Genomic DNA, 15,408 nt, shown 5'->3' with positions numbered 1-15,408 from the left:
AAATATTCCCAAAAAGTCTTATTGGTGAACCAAAAAATATGGTAAATAGTGAGAACGACGCAAATATACGTCCAAAATGGAATGATTTAAAAAATGCTATTCAAGATTCTACTTGGAAGGATATATTAACAGAGATTGAAACACAAATAGAGACATTAGGTTATTCTTTTAATTCCGATTCTGGACAAAAGTTGTACAATATCTTGATTCATATTCTACAAAAATACGCAAAGGATTTAAACAAACAAGTACTCAGTGATTTTATTAATCAATCTGATAATCTCAATTACATACAATCGAACTGGTCTGTAGACAGTGTAACTCAAGCCCAAACTCTCATAAATATTTACATTAATGACCTAAAAAAGTTTTCACCTAATCAAGAAATAGAACCATACCCTATACCGATTGTACTTGTTGTGATGACTCAAGCAGAAGCCGGAGAGTTAGCTTCAGGAAAAGCTTGTATTTATGATCGGAGTAAGTTGTGTGAGGATTTTCAGAAAATAGTAAATGCACTTTACGGCAATAATACTAACGAAGAGAATGAATGGATTGAATACTACGGTGATAAACCTTCTTTGTGGAGACCTTTTGCAAATAGTGGTAGTTCATTAACCATACAAGAGTTAGTCAATCAAGCAATTCAAGAAACAGACTATAAGCGTCCTTTAACTGCTGAATTTCTAGACATTCAGACCATCAATACAATTCAAAACCGAGCTAGGCTGAAAAAATTACGTCAAAATGGATGTCTTGTCATCGTCGATACTGTTTCGGTGCGACACCCTAAAATTCAAAAGTCTCTGCAACTTTCCTCAATTGATGTATCTCCCAATACCACACTGTTTACGATAGCAAGAGACAATTGGATAAGAGTGATTACAGAAATGTCTGTCATTATTGAGTTACAAATCTCAGAGATGGAGGCTAGCATCCGTAGGCAGGATAGACAAAGAGAAAGAAGCGAGTATATACAAATCCAATGTGAAAACGACGAATATTGGCTGACACAGTTTGGGATTGAGTTAAAAAGTCGAATTAAAGATTTATACAAATCTGAAGACATAAATACACAGTTTTTTAATGGTTAATAATCTATTGATTAATAAACTAGAAAATAATAACGCAAAGGACTAGAATTTCATTAAAGATGTTATGATATATACATTTTATTCTTATAAGGGTGGAACAGGGCGTTCAATGGCCCTAGCTAATATAGCCAAATTACTATACGAGTATGGGCTGAAAGTTTTAATGATAGATTTTGATTTAGAAGCCCCCGGACTAGAGCGTTTCTTTTTAAATTCTAGTTCTTACAATCATGGAAAATGGCAAGAAAAATGCGGTGTAATTGATTTATTAAATCGCTATAAAAAATTTTTCGCTTTATATAATATGGGATTTAGCCAGGATAAAGAATCTAAAAGGTTGTCAAATGTAGCAGAGAAATTTTTCGCAAATCCTCAATCTCTTGATGATTTTATTATAAATGTTGATCACCCAAGTGATGCAGGTGGTACATTATCTTTCATCCCATCCGGTTGTCGTAACGAATTTATAGAATATGCTGCGAGTGTCCGAGCTTTTGACTTTGATGATTTTTATATTAATCAACAAGGTAATAATTTTTTTGAGCAGTTAATCAAGAATCTTAAAGCAAGAGCTGATGTTATATTAATTGACAGCCGCACAGGTATAACTGAAATGGGTGGAGTTTGCACCCATCATCTAGCTGATGTAGTAGTCATGTTCGTAACAACACAAGATCAAAGCATTTATGGTGTACACAAAGTAGCAAAAAGCTTAACCAATCCTGAACTTATCAAAAAGAGAGATAATAGAAAAATATCTTTGATATTTGTTCCTAGTAGAGTTAATATCTTTGAAAAAGAATCTTTGGATGCTTTTCAAGATGAGTTTGAAAATCTTTTTGGAATTGAACAAGAAGTATTTAATAATAGTTTATTAAAGTTTAGAGAACGAGCATTTATTGATCTAAAAATTCCTTATATAGCCTATTATGACTATAAAGAGAAATTAGCTGTTGAAGAAAACAGAAAAGCTAGTTCGGCAGATTTAAGAAAAGCTTATAAAAATTTAGCTTATACTCTTTCTCAATTAGCACCTAGAGAACACCCTCTACATCAAAAATTTTCTGAAGATGCAAATAAAATTTCAACGCAAGAGCAAGTAAGTCATCCTATAGCAAAACAAGACTGGGAAAGAGCACCTGATACTAGTAGATTTTTTGGACGAGAGAAAGAAATAGAGACGCTAAGAAAATGGATTATTGAAGAGCGTTGTCGGATAGTAGCTATCTTAGGAATGGGAGGAATTGGTAAAACTGATTTATCTTTAAGACTCAGTAGGGGAGGAATCGGCAAAACTGATTTATCTTTAAAATTGGCAAGAGAAATTACGGAGCAGTTTGACTATGTGATTTGGCGATCGCTTCGAGAAGGAAGACTGCTTAAAGATATTTTGCCAGAAATTATTCGATTTTTATCCCAAGAAATTGATTTCTCCAATGAGATTAATTCTCAAATTCAAATATTATTAAATTTACTAAATAAATACAGATGCCTTTTAATATTTGATAATGCAGAATCAATATTAAAAAAAGGAGAACATCGTGGTAAATATGATAAAGAATATGAAAATTATGGAACTCTTTTTAGGAAGATTGGTGAAATTAAGCATCAAAGCTGTTTAATGATTACCAGTCGTGAAAAACACCCAGAGATTGCTGAACTTGAAGTGGTTAACAGTTATGTTCGCTCTTTACATCTCAACGGATTAAATGAGATGGCTGGTAAACAATTGATGCAATTTATTGCTAATTCTCGATTTGAATCTTTAACTGGTACAGAAGAAGAATGGAAGGAGATTATTGAGTTTTATAATGGTAATCCTTTAGCTTTAAAGCTAGCAACAAACTATATTATTGATGTTTGTTCTGGTAACATAGCTGAATTTTTTCAGACTGGAAAAACTATTTTTGAAACCATACATCAACTTCTGGATTGGCACTTTGAACAATTGTCAGATGATGAAAAAGATGTTATGTACTGGCTGGCAATTAACCAAAAGGGTGTTTCAATTTTAGAACTTAAAGATGATATTTTATCGCCAATAGCACAACAAAAAGTAGATTTCATTCTACAATCTTTACAGAATCAATTATCTATACAAAAAGGGAAAATTCAAAAGATTATACCTCAAGCAAAAGTATCTTCAGAAGAAACCAAGGTCATAGAAGCCAGAGATGTTAGTGTTTTTTCACTTCATCCAGTAATAATGGAGTATATGATTGAACGCTTGGTAAGCCAAGTAACAGAAGAATTGAAAACTGGTGACATCAATTTCTTCAATAACTATGCTTTACTCAAGGCAACTACGGGTGAATATGTGCGAGATATTCAACGTCGATTGATACTTGAACCAATTCAAAAACGCTTAATTAATATTTTTGGAAGTGCCAGTAACCTTGAAAAAAGGCTAGAAGAAATTATTAAAAAGCTACAAACAGAATCACCCTTAAAACCTGGATATGCAGGCGGAAACTTGGTAAATTTTATTTATAATCTTACAGGAAATTTAAATGGAAGAAATTTTTCATCTTTAGCCATAAGACAAGCGTACTTACAAGGGGTGGAGTTAAAAGGAACTAATTTTTCTGGTGCTGATATCACTAACTCAATTTTTACAAACAAGCTTAGTCATGTTTTAGCAGTCGCTTTGAGTCCCCACGGTAATGCTGTCGCAACAGGTGATTCTAGCGGAGAAATTTGTGTATGGAATGTTACAGATGGTCATCTACTGCAAAAATTTAAAGATCACAAAAATTGGGTATGGTCAGTTAAGTTTAGTCCTCCTGATGGTCATAAATTGGCAAGTGCTAGCGATGATAAAACAGTCAAAATTTGGGATGTGAAGACAGGTGAACACTTAAAAACCTTGACAGAGTTACTTGAGGAAGAACAATCTCACGATGATTGGGTACGTTGTGTTGCCTTTGATAAAGATGGCTTGCTTCTTGCCAGTGGTAGTGATGATGCAACTATTAAGCTCTGGGATATTAAAACAGGAAGTTTTATACGTACCTTGACAGGTCATCAGATGCGAGTATGGTCTCTTGCTTTTAGTCCCTGTAGCAATAGTCTGGTTAGTGGTAGTGATGACAAAAAGGTAATACTTTGGGATACAGAAATAGGTAAGCCAATTAAAGTTTTTACAGATCACGAAGAAAGGGTACAAGCAGTTGCTTTTAACCGTGATGGTCAGCTGATTGCTAGTGGAAGCGCCGATGCAACTGTCAGAATTTTTGATTGCCTAAATCATAAATGCCTAAAAATACTCAAGTTGGGTGAAAGCCGCATTTGGGGGCTGGCCTTTAGTCCTAATGATGATCGGAAACTAGCCGTAGCTAGTGACGATGCAGTTCTCAGAATTTATGATATTGACACCCTTGAACCATTCAGAACATTTATAGGTCATAAAAGTCGAATTAGGTCAGTTGCTTTTACCCTTGATGGTAGCAAGCTAGCTAGTGGTAGTGAAGATAAAACAGTGAAAATTTGGCATGTTCAGGAAGGCAAATGTCTCCAAACATTTGAAGGACAAACTGATAGAGTATGGTCAGTCGCTTTTAGTAATGATGGAAAGTATTTAGTTAATGGCAGTGAGGATCAAAAAGTTCGACTCTGGGATTTGCGTTCTGACAGTGAAACACAATACTCATGTATTAAAGAGTTTTTGGAACAGAGCTATTGGGTATGGTCAGTTACTTTTCATCCTTCAGATTCCAGCATTATAGCAACTGGCAGTGATGAAAAAATTGTCAAGATTTGGAATGTTGAAACTGGAACACTTCTCAAAAAATTGGAGGGTCACAAGAACTGGATATTGTCAGTTGCATTCAGTCCTGATGGCAAAACTTTAGCCAGTGGCAGCGAAGATACGACAATAAAAATATGGGATATTAATGCTGAAGAATGCCTGGAAACGTTGGAAACACGTAACAATTTTCATGAAGGTCATAAAGATAGGGTCAGATCCGTGGCTTTTCATCCTCATGGCAATTTCTTAGCTAGTGGTAGTGATGACAAAAAGATAATAATTTGGCAGTGGAACGGTCAAACTGGGAAATTTGTCCAACATTTAGAGGTACATAAAGGTAGGGTGAGGGCAGTTGCTTTTAGTGCTAATGGTGAATACTTAGCAAGTAGCAGTGATGATAAGACGATTAAAATTTGGAAGGTCAATACTGATAAAAAATTTGAAGTTATAGATTTTCACCTTTTGAAGGGTCATAAAGATAAAGTTGTATCAGTTGCTTTTAGCCCTGATAGTAAAATTCTAGCTAGTGGTAGTGATGATACAACGGTGAGACTTTGGGATGTTCAAACTGGTAAATGTTTAAAAGTTCTTAGAGGACACAATAAGTGGGTTCGCTCTGTTGCATTTAGGAATGATGGAATATTAGCCAGTAGTAGTCAAGATGAGACTATAAAACTTTGGAATTTAGAAACTTTTGATTGCTATCAAACATTAAAGGCAGATGGACCTTATCAAGGAATGAATATTACCAAAATAATGGGTTTAACTGAGACAGAGATATCTACTCTAAAAGCTTTGGGAGCAGTTGATGATATCTTGCCTGAGCAAGAATATTCCATAGAGGTTTAATTAATTAACTTGACTTTATCAATAGATATCAAGATATCATGCCGCCAAATATTAATTGCTCATTTTTACCAAGTACTTTAATAAATGGACAGATAATATCTACATGATATTGAGTATGAGGAATTAATCCTATTCCAAAATGGACCGTACCATTAGTAGTAGCAGCATAAACTTCATTCATCGCACAATTTTCTGGAAATAATTTAAAAGTATTATTAATAGAAAATCCAATCTCTACAATCACGCGGTATCTAGAATCGACTTCGCACATCGCATTTAACATATCCGCAGCTAGTTTTGCGTCTGGATGAGAAGCTTCTATTTTAGTAATAAAACCTTTATATAAACTAACAATGACAGCGTGTTCCTGAATTTTAGATAAATCCTGAAAAATCCTTGCTTGATCTTCTGGTAAAAAAGAACATATACCAGAATGAACTATAGGAATTCCTTTTAAAGCTAATTCCCCATTCATCTCTAATCTACTATTTAAATTTAAAGCAAATAGTTCTACAGGTAAAACACTAATTTCTCCTGCAGGAAATAACTGTTGTTCACCCCAATTAAGCTCTCCAATTTGTTCATGCCACTGTAAATAATCATTTAAATGCTGAAATTCGCACACTGTTTTATATTGCTCGTCAATAAATTTTATTTGAGTCGCTTCTGCAAAATTTATAAATAACTGTTCAGCCACCTTTTCATGCTCATAGGGGTTAATGCGTTTAGCAGAGTGGAGAAAATGATTAATAGCTTCTACCGATGTAGGTGTTGAATTACAAGGCATGACACAAAGTTTTCTATAATTCCCCAGTTCCAGTGGATCAGGTGAGCGAAAATAACAATCTGGGGCAATGACAAGAATGTGAGACATTTCAGGAGTTTGATTCCTGATGATTTCTGTAAAGTTATCTTCTGGATCATAGGAAATAATTTTATAATTTTTATATTTATTTCCTTTGTGAAGTATAAATTGATTAATTAAACGAGAATTAGTAACAAGACAAAATGTACTTCCTTGTGCTTTACCGAATTGACGCATATACTCAGGGTAAATAGTAATTTTTGTCACTAGTCTGTTCCTTAATATAAATGTTAAGTGATTAAAATGTGATAATTAATTGCCTCCAAATATAATTTCATCATTTTTACCGAGTACTTTTATATTGGGGCAGATTAAATCTATATGATACTGGGTATAAGGCAGCATTCCTAAACCGAAATGAATACATCCTTTTTTGCCACCATAAACTTCATTCATGGCATTATTTTGAGGGAAAATTTGAATCTGATTATTGATAGCAAAGCCTATTTCAAATATTTGCCGGAATCTAGAATCAACCATGAACATTGATTCTAATATTTTTACTGCTGGTTGCGTTGAAGGATGTGTTGCTCGAATATCTATAATAATGCCATTTTTCAATTTTGCAATTATAGGATAGTTTCTAAAAGCCGAAAGATTTTGATAAATTCGTTCTTGGTCTTCTCGTAAGAATGATGGATGACCTGAGTGAACTACAGGATAGCCTCTTAAAGTAATTTCACCGTTCAAATCAAATTTTATATCTGGCAGTTGATTGATTCCTTTTAAAGGGACAAGAAAACAGGCAATCTCTCCTGACGGAAAAATTTGTTGTTCTCCCCAGCCTAACATTCCTAATTGTTCATGCCATCCATAATGTTCATTCAGATGATGGAATTCTGCTATGGTTTTATATTCTGTATCGATAAACTTTAAGCTATCAGTAGATTCGCAATGGTGAAAAAACTGCTCTGCCATTTTTTCTTGTTCTATGGGATCGGTTTGTTCACCATATCTCAGAAAGTATTCAATAGATTCAAGTGATGTTGGCGCAGAATGACAAGCAAGAATTAATAGTTTACGTTTTGCTCCCAAAATATTTGGAGGAACAGACTCAAATAAACAATCTGGTGCAATTACAAGAATATGGGCTGGTTCAGTAATTTGAGTTTTTAGGATATTCAGAAAATTATCTTTTGAGTCATACACAATCGTTTTAACTTGCCGATAATCTGTAGATATATCCAATTCAAATATTTTAAGTAAATGAGAATTTGTTACTAAGTAGAATATACTATCTCTAACTTCTCCAAATTGTTTAAAACGAGCAGGATAAATTTTAATTCGTTTCATAATTAATTTTCTCAAAAAAATCTAGAGGCTTATCAACTGATGCTTTACAAGAAACAAACCTCTAGCCAGAAATATACGGAATTAATATTGAATCTATTAGTTACCCAATCAAAGAGCCTGTATACTGTCCATTCCTTTGACGACGCAGCTTAATCGACTGAGTAGTATCAATAGGTTGAGTTACAGGTTGAGTTACAGCTACACTTTTTAGTTGAGAAAGAGTTTCTTGCTCGTTAGTTTTAGGAGATTCCATCTTTACAAAACCTAATTGGATAAGTTAACTCTAGTCTAACTGAGAATATTTTCTGGACAAAACAGCATTTACTCCCTTGCTAGTCAAAAAATACCTATAAATTTCCTTCTTTGCGTCTTCTCTACGTTCCCTACGGGACGCTACGCGAACGCGGAGCGTGTCGTATACAGACGCTACGCGAATGCGCCTTTGCGTGAGCTAAAAATTCTTAGAGGCAGTATTTCTTATGAACCACAGAACCTAGTAAACAAAATTGAGTAAGTTAACCAAAATTTAACTGAGCTTCTAGAAGAGGCTGCGTGTTAACGAAGGCCGGAGGCAGGAGGCCGTTTTTGTAACGAGGATTTATAGCAGTAGCCACATAGGTTAGGACATAGGTAAATTATAAAACCCTTATATTAGCTTTTGAAGCTGTCACCTGTCCCCTGTCCCCTGCTATATACCTCACTCCAAAAACATTTTGCCCTAAACGGCAAGGTTTTAGACCCGATTGTTTCGATAAAAAAAGCTCTTGCTGTTACGCAAGAGCCAAAAAAGCGTTTGATTGTCAGTGATGAAAGAAAACTGAGAACCTAGTCAAGGTCATTCATGAACAATACTGGTTCTGTCTCACGGTCGATACCCTTCTCAAAACCACCAGCCGCAGCGCGAGCGCGTCCAGCGTGCCACAAGTGACCAACTAAGAAGAAGAAGCCTAACACGAAGTGAGAAGTAGCCAACCACGCACGAGGAGATACGTAGTTGAAAGAGTTAATTTCGGTAGCCACACCACCCACAGAGTTCAAAGAACCCAGAGGAGCGTGAGTCATGTATTCAGCAGCACGACGAGCTTGCCAAGGCTGAATATCGTTCTTGATTTTATCTAGGTCAAGACCGTTAGGGCCACGTAGAGGCTCTAACCAAGGACCTTGGAAGTCCCAGAAGCGCATGGTTTCACCACCGAAGATGATTTCACCAGAAGGAGAGCGCATCAAGTATTTACCAAGACCTGTGGGGCCTTGAGCAGAACCAACGTTAGCACCTAAGCGTTGGTCACGAATTAAGAAGGTCAAAGCTTGAGCTTGAGACGCTTCAGGGCCAGTGGGGCCGAAAAATTCGCTGGGGTAAACGGTGTTGTTGTACCAAACCATACAAGAAGCGATGAAGCCCATCAAGGACAAAGCGCCTAAGCTGTAGGAAAGGTAAGCTTCACCAGACCAGATGAACGCACGACGCGCCCAACCAAAAGGCTTGGTGAGGATGTGCCAAATACCGCCAGAGATGCAAAGTAAAGCAACCCAGATGTGACCGCCGATAACATCTTCCATGTTATTGACGCTGACAATCCAGCCTTCGCCACCGAAGGGAGCTTTGAGCAAATAACCGAAGATTACTGCTGGGTTCAGGGTGGGGTTAGTGATTACACGTACATCACCGCCACCAGGGGCCCAGGTGTCATAGACACCACCAAAGAACATTGCTTTCAATACCAACAGCAACGCACCGCATCCCAAAATGATCAGGTGGAAGCCGATGATGTTGGTCATCTTGTTCTTGTCTTTCCAGTCATAACCAAAGAAAGAAGAGTACTCTTCTAAGGTTTCTGGGCCGCGAACGGCGTGGTAGATACCACCAAAGCCAAGTACAGCAGATGAAATTAAGTGCAGTACACCAACTACGAAGTAGGGGAAGGTGTCGATAACTTCACCACCAGCGCCTACACCCCATCCAAGGGTAGCGAGGTGAGGGAGAAGGATGAGACCTTGCTCGTACATTGGTTTTTCTGGAACGAAGTGAGCCACTTCAAATAGGGTCATTGCCCCAGCCCAGAATACAATCAAGCCAGCGTGAGCAACGTGAGCGCCCAGCAATTTACCGGATAAGTTGATTAAGCGAGCATTACCAGACCACCAAGCAAAACCGGAGGATTCTTGGTCGCGTCCGCCGCTTAAGGTATTAGAGAGCGTTACCACGGGGTAGTACCTCTTCGGGGAATACAAATTTTTCGTGAGGCTGGTCTTGAGGAGCCATCCAAGCGCGGATACCCTCGTTCAGCAAAATGTTCTTGGTATAGAAGGTTTCAAATTCTGGGTCTTCTGCTGCACGTAACTCTTGGGATACGAAGTCATAAGCCCGTAGGTTCAATGCCAAACCGACAATACCTACTGCACTCATCCACAACCCTGTTACAGGTACGAACAACATGAAGAAGTGTAACCAGCGTTTGTTGGAGAAAGCAATCCCGAATATCTGTGACCAGAAGCGGTTTGCTGTCACCATTGAGTAGGTTTCTTCTGATTGGGTGGGGTTGAAGGCGCGGAAGGTGTTTGCCCCTTCGCCGTCTTCAAATAGGGTGTTTTCTACTGTTGCACCGTGGATGGCACACAATAGCGCTCCACCTAGTACACCCGCTACGCCCATCATGTGGAAGGGGTTGAGTGTCCAGTTGTGGAACCCTTGCAGGAATAGTAAGAAACGGAAGATTGCCGCTACACCAAAACTGGGTGCGAAGAACCAAGACGATTGTCCCAAGGGGTACATCAAGAATACGCTGACGAATACCGCGATGGGTGCTGAAAATGCTAGGGCGTTGTAGGGTCTGATGCCTACTAAACGGGCAATTTCAAACTGACGCAGCATGAAGCCGATGAGACCAAAGGCTCCGTGTAATGCTACGAATGTCCATAAACCGCCTAGCTGACACCAACGGGTGAAGTCGCCTTGGGCTTCTGGCCCCCATAACAACAGCAGGGAATGTCCCATGCTGTCTGCTGGGCTGGATACTGCTACTGTCAGGAAGTTTGCTCCTTCCAGGTAGGATGATGCTAGTCCGTGGGTGTACCAGGAGGTGACGAAGGTTGTGCCGGTTAGCCAACCGCCTAGTGCGAGGAAGGCGCAGGGGAATAGTAATATTCCTGACCAACCTACGAATACGAAGCGATCGCGCTTTAACCAGTCGTCTAGTACGTCAAACCACCCTCTACTGGGGGCGCGTCCTACTGCGATGGTCATTTAACTAAAATCCTCTTTTACTAAAATTGCAACGTCTTTAAGCAGTGCTTTGGTTGGTTTTTCCGACTTTAAGCTACTACCGCGAGGAAATAACGTTTTTTTTGACATTCTCAGCAGCTTGTTAGTGCTGAGTTCCTGAGAGCCTACTAACTATCTAAGTCAGCATTTCTCAGGCTTATGCCCTTACACGTACCATCAACTAGTTACCTAGCTTTTGGTATCTTAATGCTTCTTAACTTATCACATTAGTTCAGGTTTTGCTCAATTCACACAAGTGAATCAAGTATTTCTTATGAACCTATTAAATACTATCAATATCAGAAATTTTACAATTTGACACAGGTTTTCTCAGAAATCTTAAAATTGGGGCTGGGGATTGGGGATTGGGGGCTGGAGATTGGGGATTGGGGATTGGGGGCTGGGGATTGGGGATTGGGGATTGGGGATTGGGGATTAGAGAAGAGGGAAAGGGGACTGTTGACTATGGACTATGGACTAATGACTAATGACTAATGACTAATGACCAGCTTGCAAGACATCCTGTTCAAGTGGCAGACTCTAAAAGGGAAGAACTCACGGGCCAAGATATTTCCATGACGGCATCAACAACAGTTAACAAAGGCGATTCACCTAATGGTGATAGTTCAGCTTCTAGCGTCCTCCATCAAAAGGTTCTCGGTTCTCGTCGTTTTAGCAACTACTGGTGGGCCAGTGTTGTCACACTGGGGGCTACTGGCTTTTTGTTGGCAGGTATATCTAGTTACCTCAAAGTTAATTTACTCATAGTTACTGATCCAACTCAACTCATATTTGTACCCCAAGGGTTGGTAATGGGATTATATGGCACGGCAGGCTTGCTTTTAGCCTTGTATTTGTGGCTGGTTATCCTCTGGGATGTAGGGGGCGGTTATAACGATTTCAATCGTGAAACAGGTTATATCAAAATTTTCCGTTGGGGATTTCCTGGGAAAAACCGCCGGATTGAAATTGATAGTCGTGTACAAGATATACAGTCTGTACGCATAGATATCAAAGAAGGTTTAAACCCTCGCCGCGCCCTTTACTTGCGTATAAAAGGCCGTCGGGACATTCCTTTAACTAGAGTCGGTCAACCTTTACCCTTGGCAGAACTAGAAACTCAAGGCGCACAGTTAGCTCGGTTTTTAGGAGTACCTTTGGAAGGGCTTTAGGAGCGATGAGGGAGTAACCCACCCCTAACCCCTCCAAGGAGGGGAACAGGGAGATGAGGGAGATGAGGGAGTTACAAAATCTTCTCCATCTCCCGCTACTTCCTCTACTCGCCCATCTCTCCTCATCTCCTATCCCCAAAAGAAGCTAATATACTTTGGTTGAGTCAGTAATTGACAATGCGGTTAAAATTTTCAAGATTCTTGGTTGCGTTTTTGCTCATCGGTTCCCTGATGTTGGCAGGCTGTAATGCACAGGAGGTGGGAAATAATTCTTCTCCAACATCTACTACAGCCGTTGAAACAACTACCACGGCAAGTACTGAAGCAACATCTGTTTCTCAAACCACTAGTGAGAGTAATCCGGGAATGACAAATTCTTTACCACGCCTCGAAGGCAAAGCTACTGTGGTAATTACGGTTAAAGGGTCGCCTATTACTGTTGAAGTAGACGGTACAAATGCCCCAATCACAGCTGGCAATTTTGTTGATTTAGTACAGAAGGGTGTTTACGACGGTACAGTTTTCCATAGAGTGGTTCGCGAGCCTCAACCTTTCGTAGTTCAAGGTGGCGATCCTCAAAGTAAAGATCCAAAAAGTGATCGCAACCTTTGGGGAACTGGTGGTTATGTTGACCCAAAAACTAACAACGAACGCCGTATTCCTTTGGAAATTAAGCCCAAAGGAGAAAAAGAGCCAATTTATGGCAAGACATTAGAGTCTGCTCGGATAACAAAACCACCAGAGCTACAGCATAAACAAGGGGCGGTAGCAATGGCGCGATCGCAACAACCAGACTCTGCTTCTTCTCAGTTTTACTTTGCCTTAGCTGATTTGGGCTTCCTTGATGGTAACTATGCTGTATTTGGTTACGTTACTCAAGGTTTTGATGTAGTGAACCAAATTCAGCAAGGCGATCGCATCGACTCTGCTGAAGTTACCCAAGGTGCTGAAAATTTGAAAACTGGGCAATCTTAATTGCTGAGTTGAGATTTTACTCTGTTTTTTCCTAGTCCCCAATCCCCAATCCCCAGTCCCTAATCCTAAATGATCGAAGTTGTAATTACTGGTATTGGGCTAGTTTCAGCCTTGGGTAAAAGTCTAGAGGAGAGTTGGCAAAGTTTAATTGCGGGTAAGTCTGGCATAAAATGGCATCAACCATTTCCAGAGTTAGCACCTCTACCTCTAGGCTTAATTAGGGACAAGCCCAGTAGTTTACAAAGCTTAACTAGGACGGTTGTGGATGCGGCAATCAAAGATGCTGATTTAGTACCACCTTTAACTGATTGTGCAGTAGTCATAGGTTCTAGTCGTAGTTATCAAGCCTCGTGGGAAAGACTAGCCCGGAAATTCTATGCTGATGAAGATTCCCGCGCCGAGAAATTAGAAAATTGGTTAGATACTTTACCCCACATGAACGCGATCGCTACAGCGCGGCAAATTGGCGCAACAGGGGCAATTATCTCACCAATGGCGGCTTGTGCTACAGGGATTTGGGCGATCGCCCAAGCAGCCATTCTCATTCAAACAGGACAATATCAACGGGCGATCGCAGGCGCTACGGAAGCACCAATTACACCCTTAACTCTGTCGGGGTTTCAACAAATGGGGGCTTTAGCAAAAACAGGCGCTTACCCTTTTGATATCAATCGTGAGGGCTTGGTATTAGGTGAAGGTGGGGCTGTCTTTGTCTTGGAGTCAAAAGAGTTAGCCAAGCAACGTCAGGCAAAGATTTATGGAGAAATTTTAGGTTTTGCCTTGACAAATGACGCTTATCATAGTAATCAATTAGACCCTGAAGGTAGGAGTGCGATCGCCTCTATCAAGCAATGTTTAGAACGTAGTCGGCTAACATCGACTGATATTGATTACATCCACGCTCACGGTACAGCTACCCAGCTAAATGACCAGATAGAAAGCCAAGTTATCAAAAAAATATTTCCGGCAAAAGTAGCAATTAGCTCTACTAAAGGTAGTACAGGTCATACTTTAGGCGCATCAGGTGCTTTAGGCGTAGCTTTTTCACTTCTGGCGAAGGAGCGAAAAATACTACCGCCCTGTGTGGGGTTACAGAAATCAGAATTTGATTTGAATATAGTAACTACAGCAAATTACAGCCACATCCAACGGGTTTTGTGTTTGAGTTTTGGCTTTGGTGGACAGAATACGGCGATCGCTTTAGGAAATTAACTCTAACACCTCTACACCATTTCCCAAAATTTTTACTACAAAATATAGGGGCTTACACTGTAAACCCCTATATAATTCATACTCTCGCCTTATTTTGCCGGATTGATATCACTCAGCAAACGCTAACAGCGCCCATAGCTCCTAAATTTTAGGCGATAAACTCAATACCTAAGCTAGGAACAAAACTGGTATTGGTGATGTTAGCAAATACAGTGCCTTGGAAAGACAAGTTCCCGGTTAAGGAGTTGTAGCTGAAGCTATTTAAGGAGCTAGTGCCAAAACCTGACTGAGAAATTTGAATTTTGTCCAACTCAGAAAGATTAAAGTCTAGGATGAAATCAATTCCTTGAGATAAGCTGTTGAAAACGAACTTATCTGCACCAGCACCGCCAATAAGGGTATCATCACCGAGACCGCCAATGAGGACATCATTGCCGTTACCACCAAACAGGATATCAGCACCTGCACCGCCATTGAGGGTATCATTGCCATCAGCACCAGAAAGAATGTTGTTGCCACTGTTGCCAGTAATGATGTTGTTATTGCTATTGCCAGCACCATTAATGTTGGCAAAACCTGTCAATGTCAGGTTTTCTAGCCCAAATCCCAGGATGAAGCTCACCGAGGAATTGACTGTATCGACACCACCGAGTGCATCGTTAGTCGCTTCTATAACTACATCACCTACGTTATCTACGAAGTAGGTGTCATTGCCATTACCACCATTGAGACTATCTGCGCCTAACCCACCGTCAAGGACATCATTGCCATCACCACCAAACAAGGTATCATTGCCATCACCACCAAGCAGACTGTTATTACCAATGTTGCCAGTGATGACGTTGTTATTGCTATTGCCAGTACCATTAATGTTGGCAGAACCTGTCAATGTCAGGTTTTCTAAACCAAATCCCAGGGTGAAGTTCACCGAGGAATTA

General features: G+C 39.6%; 11 protein-coding genes. 5 read left to right on the top strand and 6 right to left on the bottom strand.

The genetic code is table 11. The features are described 5' to 3' along the window. Positions 1–38: 38 nt before the first annotated feature. Both H6G83_RS13370 and H6G83_RS13365 read left to right on the top strand, forming a co-directional pair. Positions 39–1,094, top strand: a complete 1,056-nt coding sequence (locus H6G83_RS13370) for a hypothetical protein (RefSeq protein WP_190472670.1) — start codon at positions 39–41, stop codon at positions 1,092–1,094. A gap of 64 nt (positions 1,095–1,158) precedes the next feature. Next, the gene (locus H6G83_RS13365; RefSeq protein WP_190472667.1) at positions 1,159–5,691 is read left to right on the top strand and encodes a WD40 domain-containing protein; all 4,533 of its coding nucleotides are present in this window, start codon (positions 1,159–1,161) and stop codon (positions 5,689–5,691) included. 28 nt (positions 5,692–5,719) lie between these two features. On the opposite strand, the gene H6G83_RS13360 is transcribed toward H6G83_RS13365, so the two are convergent. The 5 genes from H6G83_RS13360 to psbD form a co-directional block, all read right to left on the bottom strand. Beyond that, entirely contained in the window at positions 5,720–6,763 is a 1,044-nt protein-coding gene (locus tag H6G83_RS13360) for a hypothetical protein (protein WP_190472665.1), read from the bottom strand. Between the two features lie 45 nt (positions 6,764–6,808). Further along, positions 6,809–7,849 carry a hypothetical protein gene (locus H6G83_RS13355; RefSeq protein WP_190472662.1) on the bottom strand — a complete coding sequence of 347 codons (1,041 nt, stop codon included), beginning with the start codon at positions 7,847–7,849 and terminating at the stop codon, positions 6,809–6,811. A gap of 100 nt (positions 7,850–7,949) precedes the next feature. Continuing rightward, on the bottom strand, positions 7,950–8,102 hold the full coding sequence (locus H6G83_RS13350) for a hypothetical protein (protein WP_190472660.1): 153 nt from the start codon (positions 8,100–8,102) through the stop codon (positions 7,950–7,952). 572 nt (positions 8,103–8,674) lie between these two features. Further along, on the bottom strand, positions 8,675–10,054 hold the full coding sequence (gene psbC / locus H6G83_RS13345) for a photosystem II reaction center protein CP43 (RefSeq protein WP_190472657.1): 1,380 nt from the start codon (positions 10,052–10,054) through the stop codon (positions 8,675–8,677). Then, entirely contained in the window at positions 10,038–11,093 is a 1,056-nt protein-coding gene (psbD, locus tag H6G83_RS13340; protein WP_067765766.1) for a photosystem II D2 protein (photosystem q(a) protein), read from the bottom strand. The genes psbC and psbD overlap by 17 nt, the downstream gene beginning before the upstream one ends. A gap of 593 nt (positions 11,094–11,686) precedes the next feature. Here psbD and H6G83_RS13335 point away from each other — a divergent pair. From H6G83_RS13335 to H6G83_RS13325, 3 genes are all read left to right on the top strand, one after another. Beyond that, on the top strand, positions 11,687–12,283 hold the full coding sequence (locus tag H6G83_RS13335) for a photosystem I assembly protein Ycf4 (RefSeq protein WP_190473005.1): 597 nt from the start codon (positions 11,687–11,689) through the stop codon (positions 12,281–12,283). Positions 12,284–12,460: 177 nt separating this feature from the next. Then, positions 12,461–13,258 (top strand): peptidylprolyl isomerase, encoded by a 798-nt coding sequence (locus H6G83_RS13330; RefSeq protein ID WP_190472654.1) that lies wholly within the window; start codon positions 12,461–12,463, stop codon positions 13,256–13,258. Between the two features lie 69 nt (positions 13,259–13,327). Then, positions 13,328–14,470: a beta-ketoacyl-ACP synthase gene (locus tag H6G83_RS13325; protein WP_190472651.1), complete on the top strand. Its 1,143-nt coding sequence runs from the start codon at positions 13,328–13,330 to the stop codon at positions 14,468–14,470. 148 nt (positions 14,471–14,618) lie between these two features. Here the strand turns inward: H6G83_RS13325 and H6G83_RS13320 are convergent. Beyond that, a partial coding sequence (locus H6G83_RS13320; RefSeq protein ID WP_277876333.1) for a calcium-binding protein occupies positions 14,619–15,408 on the bottom strand: 790 nt, incomplete at its 5' end.

Source organism: Anabaena azotica FACHB-119, from assembly GCF_014697625.1.
Classification (GTDB): Bacteria; Cyanobacteriota; Cyanobacteriia; order Cyanobacteriales; family Nostocaceae; genus Trichormus; species Trichormus azoticus_A.
The sequence above is the reverse complement of the archived record's forward strand: the minus strand, read 5'-3'. Positions and strand labels throughout refer to the sequence as shown.

What these genes read in the sequence shown, in the direction of transcription:
- H6G83_RS13335 (WP_190473005.1), top strand. Translation starts at nt 11,687, where the DNA reads ATGACGGCATCAACAACAGTTAACAAAGGCGATTCACCTAATGGTGAT.
- H6G83_RS13325 (WP_190472651.1), top strand. Translation starts at nt 13,328, where the DNA reads ATGATCGAAGTTGTAATTACTGGTATTGGGCTAGTTTCAGCCTTGGGT.
- H6G83_RS13365 (WP_190472667.1), top strand. Translation starts at nt 1,159, where the DNA reads ATGATATATACATTTTATTCTTATAAGGGTGGAACAGGGCGTTCAATG.
- H6G83_RS13350 (WP_190472660.1), bottom strand. Translation starts at nt 8,102, where the DNA reads ATGGAATCTCCTAAAACTAACGAGCAAGAAACTCTTTCTCAACTAAAA.
- H6G83_RS13355 (WP_190472662.1), bottom strand. Translation starts at nt 7,849, where the DNA reads ATGAAACGAATTAAAATTTATCCTGCTCGTTTTAAACAATTTGGAGAA.
- psbD (WP_067765766.1), bottom strand. Translation starts at nt 11,093, where the DNA reads ATGACCATCGCAGTAGGACGCGCCCCCAGTAGAGGGTGGTTTGACGTA.
- H6G83_RS13330 (WP_190472654.1), top strand. Translation starts at nt 12,461, where the DNA reads ATGCGGTTAAAATTTTCAAGATTCTTGGTTGCGTTTTTGCTCATCGGT.
- H6G83_RS13370 (WP_190472670.1), top strand. Translation starts at nt 39, where the DNA reads ATGGTAAATAGTGAGAACGACGCAAATATACGTCCAAAATGGAATGAT.